Source organism: Pseudomonas pudica (assembly GCF_015680405.1).
GTDB classification, from domain to species: Bacteria; Pseudomonadota; Gammaproteobacteria; order Pseudomonadales; family Pseudomonadaceae; genus Aquipseudomonas; species Aquipseudomonas pudica.
In genome coordinates, this window is record NZ_JADLJS010000061.1 from 1 (window position 1) to 21,779 (window position 21,779).

The following is a 21,779-nucleotide window of genomic DNA, read 5'->3' on the forward strand; positions in this document are numbered from 1 at the left end:
GTCGCGAAAGGGCCGCAAAGCGGCCCCGGCATTATAGGCTGCAGAGCTGAAACCCTGGGGCCGCTACGCGCCCCTTTCGCGACACAAGGCCGCTCCCACAAAAAAAGCCGCGCCCGCATGGGCCAACCCCTTCAGCCCATGCAGCACCCATAAAAAAACCCGCCACAAGGGCGGGTTTTTTTACAGCTATCCGAATTACTCCGGACGAACCTGTGCAGCCTGCATGCCCTTCTGGCCGCGCTCGGCGACGAAGGAAACAGTCTGGCCTTCTTTCAGGCTCTTGAAGCCGTCAGATTCGATGGCCTTGAAGTGAACGAACAGGTCGTCGCCGCCGCCTGCTGGGGTGATGAAGCCGTAGCCTTTCTCATCATTGAACCATTTGACGGTGCCTTGTTGGCGATTGGACATGGGTGAATCTCCAGAACATTTAGTTTTTTCAGTGGTGCAATGCGGCCGAGGCTACGGAGCACGGAACACATCATAGTCTAATTCTGCGCATCTAGCGCCTTTTACCTTCGCAGGATATTGATCCAGCGCAAAGAATGGCTGGCCTGCTCTGGCTTTAAGGTTTCAGCTCTTCGGTGCGCAGGCCTGTTTCACGACCGTCTGGGCCTTCTGCATCAGCTTGGCGTCCACGCCATCGTTGCTGTCGAGGTCGGCAATCTCCGCGTCGGTGAAATTCTTTTTGATGGTTTGCGCGCCACAGTCGCAGTGTTTTTTCGCAGTCGCAGCGTCAACGCCTTGGCCTTGAGCCACTTGCGTGCACTGGCTCATGTAGGCGGCTTCCTTCCCGGCCGGGAAGTTGCCGGCGTTCGCAGCCATGGGCAGCAGCAGGGCCCCAGCGGCCGCCAGGGCCAGAAGAGACGGAACTCGCATAACCGGTTACTCCTTGGGTTAAGGTCTCATCAAGAGTAGGTTGCTTCCCAAGGTCTGATAGGAATTTTTCCGCGTAAGTTCAGCCGAAACCTGTAATTTCCAAATATTTCTGCCTGGCATGCAACCCGCGTGCTAGCATGCTCGGCTTGCAGCTGACAACGTGCAGCCTGCAGCTATCTTTTTTCTTTCCAGTCACTCTGGTTCGTCCCTGGCAAGCCGAAAGGCTTCTGCCACTGTGAGGCAGGCTTCCCGTTGCGGGAAGGCAGGTCGGATCTTGTACTGGCTCATCCCAACCCACGTGACCTTTGGTAGGGGTCACCACTAGGAGAGGAGGCGCCATGCCCGTTATTACTCTTCCCGATGGCAGTCAACGTTCGTTCGATCACGCCGTATCCGTAGCCGAAGTGGCCGCTTCGATCGGCGCCGGTCTGGCCAAGGCCACCGTGGCCGGCAAGGTCGACGGCAAACTGGTCGATGCCTGCGACCTGATCAGCAACGACGCCACCCTGCAGATCATCACCCCTAAAGATGAAGAGGGACTGGAGATCATCCGCCACTCGTGCGCCCACCTGGTCGGCCACGCGGTGAAACAGCTGTACCCGACCGCCAAGATGGTGATCGGCCCGGTCATCGACGAAGGCTTCTACTACGACATCGCCTACGAGCGCCCCTTCACCCCTGAAGACATGGCTGCCATCGAAAAGCGCATGATGGAGCTGATCGACAAGGACTACGACGTCATCAAGAAGGTGACCCCGCGCGCCGAAGTCATCGACGTGTTCAAGGCCCGTGGCGAAGACTACAAGCTGCGCCTGGTCGAAGACATGCCGGACGAGCAGGCCATGGGCCTGTACTACCACGAAGAATACGTCGACATGTGCCGCGGCCCGCACGTGCCGAACACCCGCTTCCTCAAGGCATTCAAGCTGACCAAGCTGTCCGGCGCCTACTGGCGCGGTGATGCCAAGAACGAGCAGCTGCAGCGCGTGTACGGCACCGCCTGGGCCGACAAGAAGCAGCTGGCGGCATACATCCAGCGCATCGAAGAAGCCGAAAAACGCGACCACCGCAAGATCGGCAAGCAGCTCGACTTGTTCCATCTGCAGGAAGAAGCCCCGGGCATGGTGTTCTGGCACGCCAACGGCTGGACCGTGTACCAGGTGCTCGAGCAGTACATGCGCCAGGTTCAGCGCGTCAACGGCTACCAGGAAATCAAGACTCCGCAGGTTGTCGACCGCATTCTCTGGGAGCGTTCCGGCCACTGGTCCAACTACGCCGAGAACATGTTCACCACCTCGTCGGAAAGCCGTGACTACGCGGTAAAACCGATGAACTGCCCGTGCCACGTGCAGGTGTTCAACCAGGGCCTGAAGAGCTACCGCGACCTGCCGCTGCGCCTGGCCGAGTTCGGTGCCTGCCACCGTAACGAGCCGTCCGGCGCCCTGCATGGCATCATGCGCGTGCGTGGCTTCGTGCAGGACGACGCGCACATCTTCTGCACCGAAGAACAGGTGAAGAAAGAAGCCGCCGACTTCATCAAGCTGACCCTGGACGTGTACAAGGACTTCGGCTTCACCGACATCGCCATGAAGCTGTCGACCCGCCCGGCCAAGCGCGTGGGTTCCGAAGAGCTGTGGGACCGTGCCGAAGGCGCACTGGCCGACGCCTTGAACGAATCGGGCCTGGAGTGGGAATACCAGCCGGGCGAGGGCGCCTTCTACGGCCCGAAGATCGAGTTCACCCTGCGCGACTGCCTCGGCCGTAACTGGCAGTGCGGTACCCTGCAGTACGACCCGAACCTGCCGGAACGCCTGGATGCCAGCTACATCGCCGAAGATAACAGCCGAGTTCGCCCGGTCATGCTGCACCGTGCCATCCTTGGTTCGTTCGAGCGCTTCATCGGCATGCTGATCGAGCACTACGCTGGCGTGTTCCCGGCCTGGCTGGCACCCACCCAGGCCGTGATCATGAACATCACCGACAAGCAGGCCGATTTCGCCCTCGAGGTGGAAAATACCCTGAACGGTAGCGGTTTCCGTGCCAAGTCGGACTTGAGAAATGAGAAGATCGGCTTTAAAATCCGCGAGCATACTTTGCTCAAGGTCCCGTACCTTTTGGTTATAGGGGATCGCGAAGTCGAAACGCAGACCGTCGCCGTACGCACCCGTGAAGGCAAAGACCTCGGCTCCATGCCGGTGGCTGAATTCACGCAGCTGCTCAACAGCGCTGTTGCCCAGCGCGGTCGCCTAGAATCGGAGTAATGACTATTAAGCGTGAAATGAGAAACGATAAACGAACTGCACCGAAAGCCCCGATCAACGAGAATATCTCGGCACGCGAGGTTCGGTTAATTGGCGCTGACGGCGAGCAGATTGGCATCGTCTCGATTGATGAAGCGCTTCGTATCGCTGATGAAGCGAAGCTGGATCTGGTGGAGATCTCCGCCGACGCGCAACCGCCCGTCTGCAAGGTGATGGACTACGGCAAGCACCTCTTCGAGAAGAAGAAGCAGGCCAACGAAGCCAAGAAAAACCAGAAGCAGATCCAGATCAAAGAAATCAAGTTTCGTCCAGGGACGGAAGAAGGGGATTACCAGGTAAAACTACGCAACCTGGTACGTTTCCTTACCGATGGGGACAAGGCCAAGATCTCTCTGAGATTCCGCGGCCGTGAGATGGCCCACCAGGAGCTGGGCATGGAGCTGTTGAAGCGGGTCGAAGCCGACCTCGCCGAATACGGCTCCGTTGAGCAGCATCCTAAGATGGAAGGACGCCAGCTTATGATGGTCATCGCCCCCAAAAAGAAGAAGTAATCTCCCGGGCACGGCAGGCCTGATGATTATTGTGTAATTTTATCGAATGCGGAGTTCCAACATGCCAAAAATGAAAACCAAGAGCGGTGCTGCGAAGCGCTTCCTGAAGACCGCTTCCGGCTTCAAGCACAAGCACGCTTTCAAGAGCCACATCCTGACCAAAATGTCGACCAAGCGTAAGCGTCAACTGCGCGGTGCCAGCCTGCTGCACCCGTCTGACGTGGCAAAAGTCGAGCGCATGCTGCGCGTACGTTAATTCTGGTTTAGATAGAGGAAGTTACTCATGGCTCGTGTTAAGCGTGGCGTCATCGCTCGTAAGCGTCACAAGAAAATTCTGAAACTGGCTAAAGGCTACTACGGTGCACGCTCGCGCGTATTCCGCGTTGCCAAGCAGGCTGTCATCAAGGCAGGTCAATATGCCTACCGTGACCGTCGTCAGAAGAAGCGTCAGTTCCGCGCACTGTGGATCGCTCGTATCAACGCCGGTGCCCGCACCAACGGTCTGTCCTACAGCCGTCTGATTGCTGGCCTGAAAAAGGCTTCGATCGAAATCGACCGTAAGGTTCTGGCCGATCTGGCAGTGAACGAAAAAGCGGCGTTTGCTGCGATTGTCGAGAAAGCTAAAGCCGTTCTGGCTTAAGTACCCGCGACAATCACCCGGCGGCGCTAGCGCCGTCGGGCATTGAACGTCATCGATAGGGGAAGAGCCTTCAAAGCTCTTCCCCTATTTTCGTATCTGGAGTCTGTACATGGAAAACCTGGATGCGTTGGTCTCCCAAGCCCTTGAGGCCGTGGAGCGCGCTGAAGACATCAATACCCTGGAACAGATCCGGGTGAACTATCTCGGCAAGAAAGGCGAGCTGACCCAGGTGATGAAGACCCTGGGCAACCTGCCAGCCGAAGAGCGGCCGAAAGTCGGCGCGCTGATCAACGACGCCAAAGAGCGCGTCACCGTTGTGCTCAATGCCCGCAAGGCCGCCTTCGAAGAAGCCGAGCTCAGCGCTCGCCTGGCTGCCGAATGCATTGACGTCACCCTGCCAGGCCGCGGCCAGGCCACCGGTGGCCTGCACCCGATCACCCGTACACTCGAGCGCATCGAGCAGTTCTTCACCCACATCGGCTACGGCATCGCCGAAGGCCCAGAGGTGGAAGACGACTACCACAACTTCGAAGCGCTCAACATCCCAGGCCACCACCCGGCCCGGGCGATGCACGACACCTTCTACTTCAATGCCAACATGCTGCTGCGCACCCACACCTCGCCGGTGCAGGTGCGGACCATGGAGTCCACCCAGCCGCCAATCCGCATTGTCTGCCCGGGCCGCGTATACCGCTGCGACTCGGATATCACCCACTCGCCGATGTTCCACCAGGTCGAAGGCCTGCTGATCGACCGTGATATCAACTTCGCCGACCTCAAGGGCACCATCGAAGAATTCCTGCGCGTGTTCTTCGAAAAAGAACTGGCGGTACGTTTCCGCCCATCGTTCTTCCCCTTCACCGAGCCGTCCGCCGAAGTCGACATCCAGTGCGTGATGTGTTCCGGCAAAGGCTGCCGCGTGTGCAAGCAGACCGGCTGGCTGGAAGTGATGGGCTGCGGCATGGTGCACCCGAACGTGCTGCGCATGTCCGGCATCGACCCTGAAGAGTTCCAGGGCTTCGCCTTCGGCATGGGCGCCGAGCGCCTGGCCATGCTGCGCTACGGCGTCAACGATTTGCGTCTGTTCTTCGATAACGACCTGCGGTTCCTTGCCCAATTCCGCTAGGCCCAATCGACGCACATTCTAGGAGAACAGCATGAAATTCAGTGAACAGTGGCTGCGTGGTTGGGTAAACCCGCAAGTCTCCCGTGACGAACTGGTCGCCCGCCTGTCCATGGCCGGCCTCGAAGTCGACAGCGTTACCCCCGCTGCCGGCCAGTTCAGCGGCATCGTCGTGGGCGAAATCCTCGCCACCGAACAACACCCGGACGCCGACAAGCTGCGCGTATGCCAGGTAAGCAACGGCCAGGAAACCTTCCAGGTCGTGTGCGGCGCCCCTAACGCCCGCCCAGGCATCAAGATCCCGTTCGCCATGATCGGCGCCGAACTGCCAGGCGACTTCAAGATCAAGAAGGCCAAGCTGCGCGGTGTCGAGTCCTTCGGCATGCTGTGCTCGGCTGCCGAACTGCAGATCAGCGAAGAGAACGACGGCCTGCTGGAACTGGCTGCCGACGCCCCGGTTGGTGAAGACATTCGCCAGTACCTGAGCCTGGACGACGCCAGCATCGAAATCGGCCTCACCCCCAACCGCGGCGACTGCCTGTCCATCGCCGGCCTGGCCCGCGACGTCAGCGCCCTGTACGACACCCCGGTCACCCGCCCGGTAGTGCCAGCCGTACCGGCTGCCCACGACGAAGTGCGCCCGGTCGAAGTCAGCGCCCCGGCTGCCTGCCCACGCTACCTGGGCCGCGTCATCCGCAACGTCGACCTGAGCAAGCCGACCCCACTGTGGATGGTCGAACGCCTGCGCCGCAGCGACGTGCGCAGCATCGACGCCGCCGTCGACATCACCAACTACGTGATGCTCGAACTCGGCCAGCCGATGCACGCCTTCGACCTGGCAGAAATCAACGGCGGCATCCGCGTACGTATGGCCGAAGAGGGCGAGAAGCTCGTCCTGCTCGACGGCCAGGAAGTGGCCCTGCGCGCCGACACCCTGGTGATCGCCGACCACACCCGCGCCCTGGCCATTGCCGGCGTCATGGGTGGCGAGCACAGCGGTGTGAACACCGAAAAAACCCGCGACCTGTTCCTGGAAAGCGCCTTCTTCGAGCCGATCTCCGTCGCCGGTAAAGCCCGTTCCTACGGCCTGCACACCGACGCCTCGCACCGCTACGAGCGCGGCGTGGACTCGCAACTGGCCCGTGAAGCCATGGAGCGCGCCACCCAGCTGCTGCTGGACATCGTCGGCGGCGAAGCCGGCCCGGTCGTCGAAGCCGTCAGCGAACAGCACCTGCCGCAAGTGGCCCCGGTCACCCTGCGCGCCGAACGCATCACCCAGATGCTCGGCATGGAAATGGACCCAGCCCAGGTCGAGCAGCTGCTCAACGCCCTGGAACTGACCACGACTCGTGACGGCGGCTCCGAGGGTGTAGCGCAGTGGACCGTCAACGTCCCAAGCCACCGCTTCGATATCAGCCTGGAAGTGGACCTGATCGAAGAGCTGGCCCGTCTGTACGGCTACAACAACCTGCCGGTTCGCTACCCGCAAGCCCGCCTGGCCCCCCAGGGCAAGCCGGAAACCCGCGGTGACCTGCCGACCCTGCGCCGCCTGCTGGTTGCCCGCGGCTACCAGGAAGCCATCACCTACAGCTTCATCGACCCGAAACTGTTCGAACTGTTCAGCCCGGGCGTAGAGCCGCTGCTGCTGGCCAACCCCATCTCCAGCGACATGGCCGCCATGCGCGCCTCCCTGTGGCCGGGCTTGGTCAAGGCACTGCAGCACAACCTGAACCGCCAGCAAGACCGCGTGCGCCTGTTCGAAAGCGGCCTGCGCTTCGTCGGCCAGCTCGGCGACCTGAAGCAGCAGCCGATGATCGCTGGTGTTGTCACCGGCAGCCGCCTGCCAGAAGGCTGGGCCAACGGCCGCGACGGCGTCGACTTCTTCGACGTTAAGGCCGACGTGGAAGCCCTGCTGGGCTACTCCGGCGCCCTGAGCGACTTCACCTTCAGCGCCGGCAAACACCCAGCCCTGCACCCAGGCCAGACCGCCGCCATCGAGCGTGACGGCAAGCTGGTCGGCTACCTCGGCGCCATCCACCCAGAGCTGGCCAAGGCCCTGGACCTGGACCGCCCGGTGTTCCTGTTCGAGCTGGTGCTGGGTGACGTGGTCGAAGGCCGCCTGCCAAAATTCAGCGAGCTGTCCAAGTTCCCGGAAACCCGCCGCGACCTGGCTTTGATCGCAGGACGTGATGTAGCTTCTAGCGCGGTACTTGAAGTAATTCGTGACAATGCAGGCGAATGGCTCACAGACCTCAGGCTGTTTGACGTCTACCAAGGTAAAGGTATTGATCCTGATAGAAAAAGCCTTGCCGTCGGCTTGACCTGGCAGCATCCATCGCGCACTCTTAACGACGATGAGGTGAACGCCGCACTGCAAAACATCCTCACCTCGCTCGAACAAAGGTTGAACACCACGTTAAGGAAATAACGGCATGGGTGCTCTGACGAAAGCTGAGATGGCCGAAAGGCTGTACGAGGAGCTGGGGCTTAACAAGCGTGAGGCCAAGGAGCTGGTCGAGCTGTTTTTTGAAGAAATTCGGCACGCACTTGAAGAGAACGAGCAGGTCAAGCTGTCCGGTTTCGGCAACTTCGACCTTCGCGACAAACGCCAGCGGCCGGGCCGCAACCCCAAGACAGGGGAAGAAATCCCGATCACTGCACGGCGCGTCGTCACCTTTCGTCCAGGGCAGAAGTTGAAGGCCCGGGTTGAGGCCTATGCTGGAACCAAGCCATAACGACGAACTGCCCCCCATACCGGGCAAAAGGTACTTCACCATTGGTGAGGTGAGTGAGCTTTGTGCGGTAAAACCGCACGTGCTGCGGTATTGGGAGCAGGAGTTCGATCAGCTCAATCCCGTGAAGCGGCGGGGGAACCGGCGGTATTATCAGCGGCAGGATGTGCTGATGATTCGCCAGATTCGTGCGCTGCTTTATGATCAGGGGTTCACCATTGGCGGGGCTCGGTTGAGGCTTTCCAGTGATGAGGCCAAGGATGAGTCGAGCCAGTACAAGCAGCTGATTCGGCAGATGATTGTCGAGTTGGAGGATGTGTTGGTGGTGTTGAAGAAGTGACCTGGGTTTTTTGGTGAGTGAAAATTTTTTGAGAAAAAGCTTTCATTTATCAGGAGGTTAGGGTACATTCTTCAACGTTCTCGGTAGCATTGAGAACATGCTTCAAAGCCCAGTCGGGGCGTAGCGCAGCCCGGTAGCGCACTTGCATGGGGTGCAAGGGGTCGAGTGTTCGAATCACTCCGTCCCGACCATTATTTAAACGACTAAGCCACCTTCGGGTGGCTTTGTTGTTTTAGATTTGGCGGTTTCAGATTTACATTTCATTTATGAGCCGGTTTACAAGGATTGGTTAGCGAGCACAAATCTAAAACTTTTGAATCTATAATACCCATGCGATGAACAGAAAATCATTCTATAGCGATGAAGCGCTTTTAAGTATTTAAATAGATCTAAATGATTGAGATCCTTCGATCATGGGGTTTTACTTAAAATGAGTTCGAGAGTAGTTAGATATGCCGTAATTAATTTCCGCCAAAGCGGTGTAGTGGGACTGCACTTAAATGCTCTGGCGGGATAGGTTCTAACCAAGATTGATTAACTTAGAGTTGTTCTCGCTCATCCAGTCTGGTAAATCCATACCACTGTGAATAACGATTTTTTGCTTGTGAGATTTTTTTAACTTGCGCTCCAGGTCGGCTTCACCATGCCTTGCTAGTGCTTGGACAAAGAAAGCGTAAGGCGACAAATCGGCTGGTAAAAGGCCAAGTCTTTTCCTCTCTGCGGAAATGATATTTGGAAAATCATCCACCGCAATATTGCAAGTGCATAAGACGCTGTGAATGTTTTCAGCAAGACGCTTGACATCTGCTGGAACCTTATCTTTCCCCCATATCTTGTTGATAGACTCAATTAGCGCCAATATTTCTATGGCTCTTTTATCTCTCTTCGCAACCGCTGATGAGTTCGACAAGCGATCTGCTTCTGCGATCGCTATTTCAGCGTGTTCCAGCATTGCTTTCACCTGAAATGCAATCCTCTCGAGAGGCCAGTTTACTGTATCGCTTTTATAAATCAGATCATGGGTTGCTACGCTCCATGCGTGCTGTAACACGGTCTTTATTTGGACTTCAAATATCATACCGTCTAACTCAGGTTGTCGCCCGCTTGCGAGTGAGCGTCTCTTTACATACAGCCTGAGGTCATCAAATGCGAAGCTAGATGCTGGCTTGCTCGTATGGGAGTCATCCTTGGGTCGTCGATAGGCTGAGTCGTAATGTTCTAATACGAGATTTTCTGCTTTATCAATATCAGATAGAGTAGGTACTACGAGCGTACAAGCAAAAAAGTCCTCCATTGCTCCGGGGTTTTCAACCCGCCCTGTCTCTATCTTTAATGCAAAGCTTTCAATTTCTTTAATCCGTGAAATGTAGAACCAATTATGATTTTCACAAATTCTCTTAAGATTGCTTGATACCTCTTCGGAAAGTTTTTCGTAGTTGGGTCTAATCTCAAAGTATAAGTCACGAACTACTTTAACGATTTTCATTCGTAGAAGCTCATTTGTTATTCAAGGCTGAGACTAGGGCTTCATGTCGTTGCAGTCGAGGGGAAAGATCCGTAGTCGCGCCTCGAGAGCTTGAAGCATAGTTAATAACCTCTTGCGATGCTACTTTTTCTTCAATTGAATTGTTTTGCGTATTGGCGCTTTGGCTTGCGATGTAGCTTGAAACACTTTCCAAGAAATTGAAGTAGGCAGAGCTGAATTGCAATGCGTCTAAATTATGGGTTTCAACTATATTTAAGTAGGACCAAAGCGAGTAAAAGTGACTCTGGGTTTTTAGAAATTCTTTAAGTTCGGGTTTCGCTCTTAGCATCTCCGAAATAAATTCTTTGATGCGAGAGATCGATGCTTGGAACTCTTCCTCTGCAAAGTCTTCGTTGTCTGCGGTTTCCTCATACTCTGCGTAAAGTTCGTCAAGGTCATCTTGGTCAAATCCCAAAATACGCCCCCTAAGTGTTACTGCGCAAAGCTCAGATATAAACTGTATGTCGGCCATGCGTTTCGTTCTTGCGGTTGTTACTATTCCAAAGTTTTTCCAGATGACCTGAGATGCTTCGGATTCTACAAAGCTGATAAACCATCCGTCATATTTGGCGTGACGCATTTCCTGCGGTGTAAGTTTTCTAGAGTTTCTATTGATGCGCTCAAAAGTATTTCGAATCGCTGCATCGCTTACTTCGGGCAGCATTTCTACGATTAGTACATAGTTCCAAAATCGCTCTCTTGCACTTTTGTCTAGGTCTTTCCAGCGTTTCTTTTGGAGCGTGATATCAGAAAAGTCATCAGGAACACGGATTTTGTTATTTGTGAAATCAATTATTGTCTTAAGGCGCTGCTTTCCATCTACTACGTGATAAGTTGCTCTCCCACTTTCGTCTAATGTTTTATGAAGGAATACGGGTGGGGCGGGATAATTATTGAGAATTGTGTCGATAAAAAACCGCTTATCTCGCGGGGACCATACGCTCCTGCGTTGATAGGGAGGATCAAGGTTTAATTGTCCTCTATCGTTCATATCTAAAAACCAGCTAACATCTTGTGTTGTCAGATTCCGATTCATTGGTTAAGTCCTTTGTGATTTTTTGTGAGATTAGAGTGTAGCAGCACGTTAGTGATCAATAGAAGCCATAGGCTTCTTCAATGGCTCTTTCCAGGGCTTCACCTTCTGTGCCTTCCATGATTAGTCTCTCAAGTTTTTTAAGGTGAGATATGTCGGGTAGTGGTAGAGTATTTAGTTCGTAAGCAGATACTGCAGTGCTTCCATTGATGCATCTGAATATTCTGTCAATTATCCGGCTGTTTAATAAGGCAGCCACTGTTGCAAAGCTTACAATTGGCGTACTTTCGCAGTCTATGATATTAAGATGATTTTCAATATATACACCGCCTGCTTCTATAATAAATTGGTCGGGAAGAACGGCGGCTAGGATTCTCCTACTTTGTTCTTTGGAGGTGGTGCGTTTAACCAGGATGCACTCTCTTGATGTAATTAGGTGATGCTTGTTAGGTATTCTCGCAACATAGTCTCCGTGACTTTCAGCATCTGAAGAATAAGCGAAACCTGAGTTGGTGACGTGGCTAGCCCATATCAATGGGAGACCATTTTTGTTATGGTTAAGCATTTTTTTATGCTGATTCCAGACTAGCGGGCCAGTGGATATGTGTAACCCCATATCTATAAAGCGGTTGCTATTTTTCAATACTTGCGCTAAGAAATCAACATCTGCTGGATCTCTAGGCAGAACCCATGGAGCATCGCCAGATTTAATGAGCCCTTGACCGACCGCACCAACTCTAAAGGTGTTGAGACCCTCGGGGAGTAATTCTGTAATTTCAAGTGTCCGATGATGTTCGCTATCTTTGTAAATGGTAATGATAGTCTCTTGCTGTACGTCTTCAAAGACGCCGTGACGATCTTTCACGAACTCAAAGTGACAGGGTGACACATTGTCGGTAAGTAGTCTTCTAAGTTTTTTGAAATATTGCCCGCCAAGAAAAGATGTTGGGGTAATAAGTGCTATTAAACCGTTGCTTTCCACAATGCGTAAAGATAGATCAACGAAAAGCCCATATAAATTTGCGTGACCAAATAACGATCTGGAGTATTTCTTTCTGAGTTCTGAATTGAGGCTAATTTTGCCATAGGGGGGGTTCCCTATGATTAAGTCATACTTGGATGTTTGATCAATATTGAGAGCGTCGCCAACCTGTATGACTTTCTTGAGTCTAATGTTCGACGCTGAGCAATATGGAAGAATAACGGCCTCAAGTAATACGTGGCTGATCCAGGCTGCGAACGGATCCAGCTCAATACCCCTAATGCGATCGTTGATGTTATTGACGATTGTCTCAGGGGATACATTTGGTGAACTCTCAATGACTTTAAGAGCTATGGGCGCTAAAAAAGCGCCACCACCACACGCAGGGTCAATAATGCGAGCACTTTTGAAATCGACACCATTGTTTTCGGCGAGCTCAAGGAGTCTCGCTATCAATGGGGGAGGAGTGTAATAGGCGCCATACTTTGAGCGGAGTGCACTTGGTAGCATGGCTGTGTATACGGAGCCAATTAGGAAGCCCGCATCTTCTGCGGGGAATTTTGATATCAATTCGCCGAGTGTTGCTGCAAGGCTCTGAATATTTGGCTGGATTGGCTTAATAGCTAGCGGGCAATCCATCATCGAAAATGAAGAGTTTATTTTATATGAGGCTGAGTTCCAGTACGACTGTATTGCCGCTCTGCAAAATGCCCGAGCAAAATCCAGTCGATCATCATGATTTTCAATCAGTGACGCTTTTTGTCGTGCTTCGTTTTTATAGTTCTGGTAAATTGCGTACATAAATATTTTTTTGCAGCATTAAGTTTTTACCCCGGTACGCTAGGCTGGCGGTATTAGAAACTGCGGAGCCATAAACGAGTTCGGCGTCATTCTACCACATGCCCCAGTGATAGTGAATTCAATGTTGCGAGTTTTGGTATGAAGATTTTAGTGGGTCGTTGAAAGGTTTTTATAACTTGCTTTGTTGTAGCATACTTTTCTTGGGGGTGTGTGTTGTTAAAAAGCGTTGGCCTTCACTATCAGTCTCGTAAAAGTTGGCTGTCGGCGTTATGTTTAGAAGTTTCCTTTATCTCTGTTTTGGATCTCGATAAACTCAATCGAGGAACCTCGAAAATCTGGAACCCTTTAGGAGCGACCAAGTCAGCATATGCCCCTTGATCTGTGTTAATAGAGTTCATCGTGTGGCCCTTCCCAGTAACTATTGTCCATGAGTCAGATGCACTTCTCTGATTGTGAACGCAATCAAACTGTCCTCAGCGTTTCCTGGCCAGATGGAACATATCGTACCGGGGGGCGGTTTGGTCGCGCGGATCGAGCCGTATTATCCAAGGCCGGTGGCGTTCGTAAGCTTTATCCATTGAGCCGATGCTGCGCATTCATTAGCGGCAGAACTGGTTTTCGCTGAGTGATCGGGCGATGGATTAGGGGTATGAAATTACACCGATACGCCAATTTGCTCAACTGGCGCTTAGCACGCCAATCTCGGCAATACCCGGAAGGGGCAGCTATCGTGCCCCAGATCCCATGGGAGGCAGCGGTCCCCTACGATACTCGTTTGAGATCTTCCGCCTAATAAGCCTCTCTCAGCTGAAGCTAAACCGTTCCCGATGCTTAGCAAGATACCTGCGATTACCATCGCTCAATTGGCCGATTTTTGTGAATTCATCCAATCGTAAAATATAGCGCTCCTGTTCCTTCAGTTTATCGCTGATAAGAACATCACCATTTTGCGAAAATGAAATTAACCCAGAATCAAACAGGCGATCAATGTGCGCAGCCAGAAGCAGGCCGTTGTCTATATCTAAACGTCCGGCGTTATCGGCTAGGCTCCATGCGTGGATATGAGAGGCAACCAACAGACTTGGATTTTTCAGTCCAGTGAGGGCGCACTTGCTATTCCAGCGACTTAGCAATCCAGAACGGAATGCCCCTTGACCAACCCTGGCTTCGATCAGTGCCGTTCTGGTTGTACTGCTTATCTTTTGAGGCGAGCCGGCATCAATTATGCGGTCTTCATAGTCGACAAAAATTCCAGCTTGTTCTAGCAGGAATTGGCCGGCATCGGCGGGCAGTGAAGCCATGTAGATCTGGTTTATACCGCTCGCACTGTTGAAGAGTCGAGGTTTAGTACGAGCGTCGAATCGTGCCATGTAGATTTCGGCAATATCATCACTGCGCATCGGCCGCTTTAACTCGTTGTAGCTAATATCTACGCGGTGCCCTTCGTTCTGCCATTCCTTAAATGACGGCCGAGGAGGGCGTTCAGCGATGTAGGATCTGCCCCGAGCTGTCGCAATACCCCGGATGTAGTTGTCGTGATAACAGAAAATCAAATCTCCGGTTTGGACTTTGGCGACGTTATCCCAGTGAGTCCGGAATTGCTCCTTTCCATGCTTGGATCGTGAACTACGAGGAGCCCATAAAAATTGACCGTTTTTGGCTTCCTTGTGAGTTGCGCCCAGGTTTACCCAAAAAAATTGCATCTCGCGTCCTAAGTGCTGGTCTGTCGCTGGCGACTCTAGCGCGAGTTCCTACGGCGTGGAAGGAAATTTCCTACAACGCATGAAGAATCGCTGTTCTCTCTGTGTAGTATTGGTTTAGGACTTTAAGGATCGTTGGAAAGGTGTGCGGGCGGGCTTGAGCCAGAATGGATGGGCTACGGTAGGGAGAAGGGCTTGCTAGAAAGCGAGAGGCGCGTAGCCTCTACAAGACCGCTTCCTGCCTGACGGTAGGAAATGAATTGGAGGTGCCCTCGTGTTTGTTCGCCCCATAGCACATGATGGCGGCTTTATCGGAGCCTGCGTTTGCGGGCACTGCGAGAGTCATCGGATGCGTTCGCAAGTACCTACGAGCGTGAGGCAACTCGAAGCGACGATGATTGGGAAGCCCGTTTCTCAGCTGTAGCAACTTCCACCAGCGCACAGGCTTTTTTGGCTTTCCAGCACGCCGAGCCTTGTGGCTTGGTTTGGTGCAAATCATCAGAAGCTGAGCCAGCTGTCGTTGAGGTTTTTCAGATGTGGGTAGACCCCGTCGCTGGCAAGAGCTATTGCTTGGGCTGAAGGTCTAGGGGCGCAACGTATACGCTTGGGCGTGACGATCGCAGATACCCCGGCGATGCGCCTTTATAGGTCAGACGGGTTTTGTGACATCGGCTTGCCGGAACCTTTGCGCTAAGGTTCTTCTTTGAGCTCTCGGTCGATGGAACTGAACCTAGGTTTACGCTCTGGTACTGATAGCCCGGCTCGATAGCTGTTGTAGCTGGGTTGTGGTGTCGGGCGGTGAAGCGGGGATATGTAGTCGCATGGTTCCGGCTGGAGAAAAGCCTTCAGAGATTTCTGAAGGCGGCCCTGAGTAACGAGTAGGCATTTCAGCGCATCATGCCCAGCTCGGCATCATCCATCAACGCCTTAGCCAATGCGCAGAGGTAATGCGATGCCCAGATCAGCTGAGGTTTGTCTTCCATCAAGCCGTCCAGAGTCATATCCCGTGCGTAGCCCATAAGCTCCGAGGCTTGTTCTCGGGCGCTCTGGCAGGGGATGCCTGCTTCGATGCGGAACAGCGGATGGGTCTGGTTTTCACCTTGGTAGAAGGTGGTTTTGCCGACGGTGAATTTGGTTTCATCTGTGGACATTGTTCAGTCTCCCCGAAATCTCTAGTGCCTGGTCTGGCCTCATCGCCGGCAAGCCAGCTCCCACAAATACTGCATAGGCCTCGAGACTTGTGGCGCAGCTTAGATCCATGTGGGCGCCTTGCTTGCTGGCGATAGGGGCAGCCCAGGCGACACATAAATGAAGCGTTAGTGCAAAGTCCTAGGCTCAGTGGGCATCTGCACCTGGATCAGTGCGGACTCAAGCAAAGCTCGCAGCGTCTCCAGTTCATGCATCGAGGCCATCATCAGAATCGACGCTGGTGACTTGGGCTGCAGCAGCATTGCCTGATGCACGACGGTCGCCGCGCATAGTGCGTAGTCCGTGGCTTGGATCAGGGTGTCTTCAAGGCAGAGAGTCTTGTGGGGAGGATCTGGAACGATCTTGAGCATGGTGAAGCTCCAACGTAGAAGGAGGAACTACCACGGCCATGCCGTCAAGCAATGGGTGGTAGCTGTACGCGGGTTGACGGACCGAGACGTTGGCACTCGGCGCACCACAGGGTGCCCGCACGTACAGCCACCATAAAAGTGTGCACATGAGGACAGCGTCATCGGTCCGTCAAAACCGGTCGCTGAATTGGCAGCGACGAGCCGAGACTAAAATCCACGTTGGTCATGTGCAACGAAAAACAGGCGCAGGGAGTATCTTTGGGAAATGGCCTACAGGGAAGGGGTTAATTCTGACTTTTTTTGCCCGTTCACCTTCACAGCCTGCAACGCTGGCTGCTCTGTTAACGGTTTGTGGCTCTCAAAAAGCTTTCCACTCACGAATCCCTGTATCCAGTTATGTCGCGATGCCAACAAACGGTCCAGCATGGACTTTCACCACTCAAGCCTTGAAACTGACCCGCTCGCATCTGGACCAAGGCAGGTCACGGGCCAGCCCCTGAAAACGGACGCCAAGTAACAGCCCATGGAATGCACCGAAGATGACTATCGAAGCTTTTGCCCCTTTCCAGCGCTTTGCCGCTGACCTGTTGAAGTATCTACCGGCTGACCAGCCAGATGGCTCCCACGACCTGTCCCACATTCATCGCGTATGGGTCAACGCGCAACGGATACAGCGCGTAGAAGGCGGCGACCTGGAAGTGCTGCTTGCAGCGGCTGTGCTGCATGATTGTGTGGCAGTAGAAAAGAACTCGCCCTTGCGTGGGCAGGCGTCAACGCTGTCCGCACAAAGGGCGGCGTCAATCCTGGCTGATATGGGCTGGCCCTTGCAGCGCATCGAACAGGTGGCGCATGCAGTCAAAACCCACAGCTACTCGGCTGGCTTCGAACCACTCACCCTTGAGGCCAGGATTCTTCAGGACAGCGATCGCCTGGACGCCATAGGTGCAGTGGGTATCGCTCGGTGTTTTTACGTTTCCGGGCGAATGGGGTCGGCGCTGTATGATTTCGAGAACCCTACGGCGTGGGGGAGGGAGTATCAGGACAAGGCGTATACGGTCGAGCACTTCCATACCAAGCTGCTCAAGCTTGCGTCAGGTTTTAAAACTGCTGAAGGGGCTCGGCTGGCTGCTGAACGTCATGCTCGGCTTGAAGTGTTTCTTGCGGATTTCATGGATGAGATCGGGGCTGGCGGGGCAGGGTTGCAGTGACGCGGCTTGGGGCGATTGGCAGGTTTTTTTGGCATGAGCCAGTTGTATTGGAACTGCCCACGACTGGATCGATGTTGTGGGTTGCTTTGGGGAAGTAGCCAGGCCTTGGGCTTTGGGGCGGGTAGCTGTGGTGTCATGGGCCTGAGTGTTCTGTTTGGGCGGGGAAGAATTTAGTGTGAGCATGGCACCGGCTGCGCCCGTGTTCGCGGCTGAAGCCGCTCCCACAGGGTGGACTGCTAATTCAGGGAGATATTTGCAGTTTTTGAGGGCGGGGTTGTCCGTGAAGACCTTGTCGGCGATGCCATTCGCTGTGTTGGCGTTTTCGTAGGTATGTTGGACCGCGGCGGCGCCGATCCCTAAGAGGCTGGGTCCTTGCTTGCCGGTTGAGCTATCCGTGCGGCAACGCGCCTCTGGGCTGGACCTTCTTGTGCTAGGTTCTGCTGATCGACGAGTTGTGTGCAGTTTTTGAGCGGGTTTACAGTGGATGGCACGGGCTGCGCCCGTGTTCGCGGGCGCGCCCGCTCCCACAGGCATCGCGGTAACATTTAGAGTTTTTGCAAGGCAGTTGCTTTCAAAGGGGAAGCGCAGGGTTTGAGCACTGTGTTTGCGGCCTTTAGATGATCCAGCTTTGGCGGCAAGGGCATGCCGAGCGGGGCGGGCTCTGGGGAATGAACAGCCGGGCTGACTTGCGAGAAGAGATGCCGTACAGCCCGGATCGTGCTCGGCTCAAAATGACGGCGCTACATAGACAACCCGATCACGCCCGTTCTGTTTGGCGGTATAGAGCCCCTTGTCAGCACGTTCCAGTGCGTCATCCAGCCTTTCACCCTTGGCAAACAGGGTGCACCCTACGCTCACGCTCACCTTCAACGGGCCACAGGGCAACTGCATCGGGCTGGCACCCACCTGTTCGCGAATCCGCTCAGCAATACGGGTCAGCTCTTCGCTGTCCTTGACCTGCAAAACAGCAACAAACTCCTCACCCCCATGCCGCACCACCAGGTCATCAGGGCGCAGTGCCGCGCGCAGACGACGGGCAGTTTCGCAAAGCACCTTGTCACCGCCGCCATGGCCGTACTTGTCGTTGATGGATTTGAAGTGATCCAGGTCGGCATAAACCGCGCCCAGTTGTAAGCCGTTAACCCCTGCCAATCGCCGTTCATGCTCTTCAAACGCCGTCAGCGCGCCGCGGTTCCACAGTTGCGTCAAAGGGTCGAGCAGGGCTTTGCGCTGCTCGCGATCCATTTCAAGCCGCAGATCGCGGTTCACCTGCGCCAAGGTGCGCAGCTGCAGATACCCCTCGGCGAGCGTGGCCAGGTCCCTGAAGTTCGCTTGCTGAGCCTCGCTTAGCTCGCGTGGGCGCGGGTCGAACATGCACAGCGTACCGATGGCTTTGCCGTTACCTGCACGCAAGGGGTGGCCGGCGTAAAAGCGGATGTAGGGCGGGTTGAGCACCAGCGGGTTGTCGATGAATCGGCCGTCGCACTTGGCGTCGGGCACCATCAGGGTACCCTCGCCGAGAATGGCGTAGCCGCAAAAGGAAATACTGCGCGTCGTCTCGCTTGCCTCAAGCCCTATGCGGGCCTTGAACCACTGTCGGTCCTGGTCGATCAGGCTGATAAGCACAGTGTCCACATGGGCCAGGTCCTGGGTGAGCCGCACCAGGGTATCGAGGTAGTGCTCGGCTGGTGTATCGACCAGGTTCATTTCATCGAGCGTGCGCTGGCGAAGCGCTTCGTCAGCGGGTAAAGGGCAAGCTGGCATCTTTGGTCCTCCATTCCTTGGTTGGCTGCTTCGGTACCTGGCGGGGGCGTGTTCTTTATACCGTCGAAACAAGCACAGCATAGGTTATAGCGTGGAGCCTTGGGCTGCAGGTGCGGCTGGCCATTTCTTGCTGAGAGTGTGATTTCTTTCGCTCGATCTTCGTCAAGAATGCTACCCCTTCGCCGTCGTCTGGGGACTGATACAGGGCCTTTCATGCAAACGCTGTTGAACGAGATTCTCGAAGAAGTACGTCCCTTGATCGGCAAGGGCAAAGTGGCTGACTACATACCTGCGCTGGCCGATGTGCCGGCGAACCAGCTGGGCATCGCGGTCTATGGCAACGATGGCAGCTATTACTGCGCAGGCGACGCCCTGGTGCCGTTCTCGGTGCAGAGTATTTCCAAGGTGTTCAGCCTGGTGCAGGCGATTGGGCACTCGGGGGAAGCCATTTGGGAACGGCTTGGCCATGAGCCTTCCGGCCAGCCGTTCAACTCGCTGGTGCAGCTGGAGTTCGAGCGTGGTCGGCCGCGTAATCCCTTTATCAATGCGGGTGCGTTGGTGATCTGCGATATCAACCAGTCGCGCTTCGCTGCACCCACGTTGTCGATGCGCGATTTCGTGCGGCGGCTATCGGGCAATCCCAATATTTCAATCGATGCCCGCGTTGCCGATTCGGAATATCAGTTCCGCGCGCGCAACGCGGCCATGGCTTACCTGATGCAGTCGTTCGGCAACTTCCATAACGAGGTGGAGACGGTACTGCGCAGCTATTTCAGTTACTGCGCGCTGCAGATGAATTGCCTGGACCTGGCTCGGGCGTTCTGTTTCCTGGCCAATGATGGGTTCTGCAAGCATAGCGGTGAGCAGATTCTGACCCGGCGCCAGACCCAGCAGGTGAACTCGATCATGGCCACTAGCGGGTTGTATGACGAAGCAGGGAATTTCGCCTATCGGGTGGGGTTGCCTGGCAAGAGTGGCGTGGGGGGCGGGATTGTAGCAATCGTGCCGGGGCAGTTCACGGTGTGCGTGTGGTCGCCGGAGTTGAATGCGGCGGGTAACTCGCTGGCGGGGATGGCGGCGCTTGAACTGCTCAGTTCGCGTATCGGCTGGTCGGTGTTCTGATCGGCGGGCCCGGTGGCTGATGTGGGCCCTGGTTGATACCTCAGCTCGTCGGGTCTTGCCCCAGTACCTTGGCCAGCGCCACCCGGGCATCTTCAAGCTGTACCAGTGAAGCATGCCGCGCCCCCAGCGCATCGCCGTTCTGGATAGCGGTCAGAATCGCCTTGTGCCGGGGCAGGGCGAGCTGGTCGAAGTTCGCGCGCTGGTTGGAGTAGCGCACCGATTCGCGCAGCGCCATCGACAGCATGTTGCACAGGTAGGCCAGCAGGTCGTTATGGGTGGCGTCGGCGATGCGGGCGTGGAAGTCCAGGTCGGGTTGCAGGCGCTCTTCGTGGTTGCGTGCGGCTTCCATGCGTTGGTAGGCCTCGGCGATCGAATCGACGTCGTCGGCGCTGGCGTTGGTGGCGGCCAGTGCGGCGGCGGCGGGTTCGATGACCCAGCGTACGCTGCTCAGCATGTTGAAGAATTCTTGCTGTGGCGTGGCCTGCATCAGCCAGTGCAGTACGTCGGGGTCGAGCATGTGCCAGTCATGGCGCGGCCGGACCAGGGTACCCACTCGCGGGCGGGCCTCGACAAGGCCCTTGGCAGTCAGGGCGCGCATCGCCTCGCGGAACACCGGCCGGCTGATTGCGTAGGCTTCGCACAGGCTTGCCTCGGAGGGCAGCTTCTGCCCGGGTGCGAGTTGGCCGGATACGATCTGTACGCCAAGGTCCTGGACCAGGGTGGCGTGCATGCTCTTGCGCGTGGTGGGTTGGCGGTAGTTCATGTGCGGCGGGGCGGATCCTTCGGGCGGGGGCAGCATCATAGCATTAGCGCGTCGACGCGGTGCATGGCACCGGCTGCGCCGGTGTTCGCGGCTGAAGCCGCTCCCACAGGTGTAGTGTCAGCTCGAAGCCAGCGCAGTGCCTGTGGGAGCGGGCATGCCCGCGAAGCAGGCGACGCGGAGCATGGCACCGGCTGCGCCGGTGATCGCGGCTGAAGCCGCTCCCACAGGTGTAGTGTCAACTCGAAGCCAGCGCAGTACCTGTGGGAGCGGGCGTGCCCGCGAAGCAGGCGACACGGTGCATGGCACCGGCGGCGCCGGTGTTCGCGGCTGAAGCCGCTCCCACAGGAGTAGTGTCAGCTCTAAGCCAGCGCAGTGCCTGTGGGAGCGGGCGTGTCCGCGAAGCAGGCGACGCGGTGCATGGCACCGGCTGCGCCGGTGTTCGCGGCTGAAGCCGCTCCCACAGGTGTAGTGTTAACTCGAAGCCAGCGCAGTGCCTGTGGGAGCGGGCGTGCACGCGAAGCAGGCGACGCGGTGCATGGCACCGGCTGCGCCGGTGTTCGCGGCTGAAGCCGCTCCCACAGGTGTAGTATCAACTCGAAGCCAGCGCAGTACCTGTGGGAGCGGGTTTACCCGCGAAGAATCCGGCGCGATCGATGGCACCGGCTTTGCCGGTGTTCGCGGGCATGCCCTGATGCCAGTCAATTAAGCGGTCTGGGGGCCGCTTTGCGGCCCATCGCCGGCAAGCCGGGCTCCCACAGGTACGGCGCAGACCCCAACAGCTTCGCAGTCCCTGTGGGAG

21 protein-coding genes and 1 tRNA gene are annotated in these 21,779 nt (G+C 55.7%); 12 read left to right on the forward strand and 10 right to left on the reverse strand.

Features of this window, described 5'->3' with window-relative positions; genetic code table 11:
- Nucleotides 1–195 precede the first annotated feature (195 nt).
- Together IRZ77_RS24635 and IRZ77_RS24640 are read right to left on the reverse strand one after the other, a co-directional pair.
- Complete coding sequence (locus IRZ77_RS24635; protein WP_003250656.1) at nucleotides 196–408, reverse strand: cold-shock protein; 213 nt, start codon at nucleotides 406–408, stop codon at nucleotides 196–198.
- A 162-nt stretch (nucleotides 409–570) separates the two neighbouring features.
- Nucleotides 571–876, reverse strand: coding sequence for a hypothetical protein (locus IRZ77_RS24640; protein WP_025338540.1), 306 nt, complete (start codon nucleotides 874–876; stop codon nucleotides 571–573).
- Nucleotides 877–1,214: 338 nt separating this feature from the next.
- Between IRZ77_RS24640 and thrS the strand changes: the two genes are divergently transcribed.
- From thrS to IRZ77_RS24685, 9 genes are all read left to right on the forward strand, one after another.
- On the forward strand, nucleotides 1,215–3,137 hold the full coding sequence (gene thrS, locus IRZ77_RS24645; RefSeq protein ID WP_013972004.1) for a threonine--tRNA ligase: 1,923 nt from the start codon (nucleotides 1,215–1,217) through the stop codon (nucleotides 3,135–3,137).
- Nucleotides 3,137–3,688: a translation initiation factor IF-3 gene (infC, locus tag IRZ77_RS24650; RefSeq protein WP_013972005.1), complete on the forward strand. Its 552-nt coding sequence runs from the start codon at nucleotides 3,137–3,139 to the stop codon at nucleotides 3,686–3,688. Before thrS ends, infC begins: the two co-directional genes overlap by 1 nt.
- A gap of 61 nt (nucleotides 3,689–3,749) precedes the next feature.
- The gene (gene rpmI / locus IRZ77_RS24655) at nucleotides 3,750–3,944 is read left to right on the forward strand and encodes a 50S ribosomal protein L35 (RefSeq protein WP_003250667.1); all 195 of its coding nucleotides are present in this window, start codon (nucleotides 3,750–3,752) and stop codon (nucleotides 3,942–3,944) included.
- Nucleotides 3,945–3,971: 27 nt separating this feature from the next.
- On the forward strand, nucleotides 3,972–4,328 hold the full coding sequence (gene rplT, locus IRZ77_RS24660; protein WP_003250671.1) for a 50S ribosomal protein L20: 357 nt from the start codon (nucleotides 3,972–3,974) through the stop codon (nucleotides 4,326–4,328).
- 109 nt (nucleotides 4,329–4,437) lie between these two features.
- Entirely contained in the window at nucleotides 4,438–5,454 is a 1,017-nt protein-coding gene (pheS, locus tag IRZ77_RS24665; RefSeq protein ID WP_013972006.1) for a phenylalanine--tRNA ligase subunit alpha, read from the forward strand.
- 31 nt (nucleotides 5,455–5,485) lie between these two features.
- Nucleotides 5,486–7,879, forward strand: coding sequence for a phenylalanine--tRNA ligase subunit beta (pheT, locus tag IRZ77_RS24670; protein WP_196174551.1), 2,394 nt, complete (start codon nucleotides 5,486–5,488; stop codon nucleotides 7,877–7,879).
- A 4-nt stretch (nucleotides 7,880–7,883) separates the two neighbouring features.
- Nucleotides 7,884–8,186, forward strand: a complete 303-nt coding sequence (gene ihfA, locus IRZ77_RS24675; protein ID WP_003250679.1) for an integration host factor subunit alpha — start codon at nucleotides 7,884–7,886, stop codon at nucleotides 8,184–8,186.
- Nucleotides 8,167–8,523 (forward strand): MerR family transcriptional regulator, encoded by a 357-nt coding sequence (locus IRZ77_RS24680; RefSeq protein ID WP_003250681.1) that lies wholly within the window; start codon nucleotides 8,167–8,169, stop codon nucleotides 8,521–8,523. The genes ihfA and IRZ77_RS24680 overlap by 20 nt, the downstream gene beginning before the upstream one ends.
- A 114-nt stretch (nucleotides 8,524–8,637) precedes the next feature.
- Nucleotides 8,638–8,714 (forward strand) — tRNA-Pro (locus tag IRZ77_RS24685).
- A gap of 329 nt (nucleotides 8,715–9,043) precedes the next feature.
- Here IRZ77_RS24685 and IRZ77_RS24690 read toward each other — a convergent pair.
- The 4 genes from IRZ77_RS24690 to IRZ77_RS24705 all read right to left on the reverse strand — a co-directional run bounded on the left by IRZ77_RS24690 (nucleotide 9,044) and on the right by IRZ77_RS24705 (nucleotide 14,567).
- Nucleotides 9,044–10,009 (reverse strand): hypothetical protein, encoded by a 966-nt coding sequence (locus tag IRZ77_RS24690; RefSeq protein ID WP_196174552.1) that lies wholly within the window; start codon nucleotides 10,007–10,009, stop codon nucleotides 9,044–9,046.
- 10 nt (nucleotides 10,010–10,019) lie between these two features.
- A complete protein-coding gene (locus IRZ77_RS24695; RefSeq protein ID WP_196174553.1) occupies nucleotides 10,020–11,084 on the reverse strand; it encodes a DUF262 domain-containing protein in 1,065 nt (354 codons plus the stop codon).
- A gap of 55 nt (nucleotides 11,085–11,139) precedes the next feature.
- Nucleotides 11,140–12,864 carry an HsdM family class I SAM-dependent methyltransferase gene (locus tag IRZ77_RS24700; protein ID WP_196174554.1) on the reverse strand — a complete coding sequence of 575 codons (1,725 nt, stop codon included), beginning with the start codon at nucleotides 12,862–12,864 and terminating at the stop codon, nucleotides 11,140–11,142.
- A gap of 803 nt (nucleotides 12,865–13,667) precedes the next feature.
- Nucleotides 13,668–14,567 (reverse strand): HNH endonuclease, encoded by a 900-nt coding sequence (locus IRZ77_RS24705; RefSeq protein WP_196174555.1) that lies wholly within the window; start codon nucleotides 14,565–14,567, stop codon nucleotides 13,668–13,670.
- 601 nt (nucleotides 14,568–15,168) lie between these two features.
- Here IRZ77_RS24705 and IRZ77_RS27205 point away from each other — a divergent pair.
- Nucleotides 15,169–15,258, forward strand: coding sequence for a hypothetical protein (locus IRZ77_RS27205; protein ID WP_328316305.1), 90 nt, complete (start codon nucleotides 15,169–15,171; stop codon nucleotides 15,256–15,258).
- Between the two features lie 193 nt (nucleotides 15,259–15,451).
- Here IRZ77_RS27205 and IRZ77_RS24710 read toward each other — a convergent pair whose 3' ends face one another.
- Nucleotides 15,452–15,715 carry a DUF3077 domain-containing protein gene (locus IRZ77_RS24710; protein WP_196174556.1) on the reverse strand — a complete coding sequence of 88 codons (264 nt, stop codon included), beginning with the start codon at nucleotides 15,713–15,715 and terminating at the stop codon, nucleotides 15,452–15,454.
- A 165-nt stretch (nucleotides 15,716–15,880) separates the two neighbouring features.
- Nucleotides 15,881–16,123 carry a hypothetical protein gene (locus IRZ77_RS24715; RefSeq protein WP_085600481.1) on the reverse strand — a complete coding sequence of 81 codons (243 nt, stop codon included), beginning with the start codon at nucleotides 16,121–16,123 and terminating at the stop codon, nucleotides 15,881–15,883.
- Nucleotides 16,124–16,662: 539 nt separating this feature from the next.
- On the opposite strand from IRZ77_RS24715, the gene IRZ77_RS24720 reads away from it, so the two are divergent.
- The gene (locus IRZ77_RS24720; RefSeq protein ID WP_196174557.1) at nucleotides 16,663–17,331 is read left to right on the forward strand and encodes an HD domain-containing protein; all 669 of its coding nucleotides are present in this window, start codon (nucleotides 16,663–16,665) and stop codon (nucleotides 17,329–17,331) included.
- A gap of 726 nt (nucleotides 17,332–18,057) precedes the next feature.
- Here the strand turns inward: IRZ77_RS24720 and IRZ77_RS24725 are convergent.
- Nucleotides 18,058–18,993 carry a sensor domain-containing diguanylate cyclase gene (locus IRZ77_RS24725; protein ID WP_328316311.1) on the reverse strand — a complete coding sequence of 312 codons (936 nt, stop codon included), beginning with the start codon at nucleotides 18,991–18,993 and terminating at the stop codon, nucleotides 18,058–18,060.
- Between the two features lie 315 nt (nucleotides 18,994–19,308).
- On the opposite strand from IRZ77_RS24725, the gene glsB reads away from it, so the two are divergent.
- On the forward strand, nucleotides 19,309–20,217 hold the full coding sequence (gene glsB / locus IRZ77_RS24730) for a glutaminase B (protein WP_196174559.1): 909 nt from the start codon (nucleotides 19,309–19,311) through the stop codon (nucleotides 20,215–20,217).
- A 40-nt stretch (nucleotides 20,218–20,257) separates the two neighbouring features.
- Here the strand turns inward: glsB and IRZ77_RS24735 are convergent, their stop codons facing one another.
- Nucleotides 20,258–20,980: a FadR/GntR family transcriptional regulator gene (locus tag IRZ77_RS24735; protein WP_046614056.1), complete on the reverse strand. Its 723-nt coding sequence runs from the start codon at nucleotides 20,978–20,980 to the stop codon at nucleotides 20,258–20,260.
- Nucleotides 20,981–21,779 lie beyond the last annotated feature (799 nt).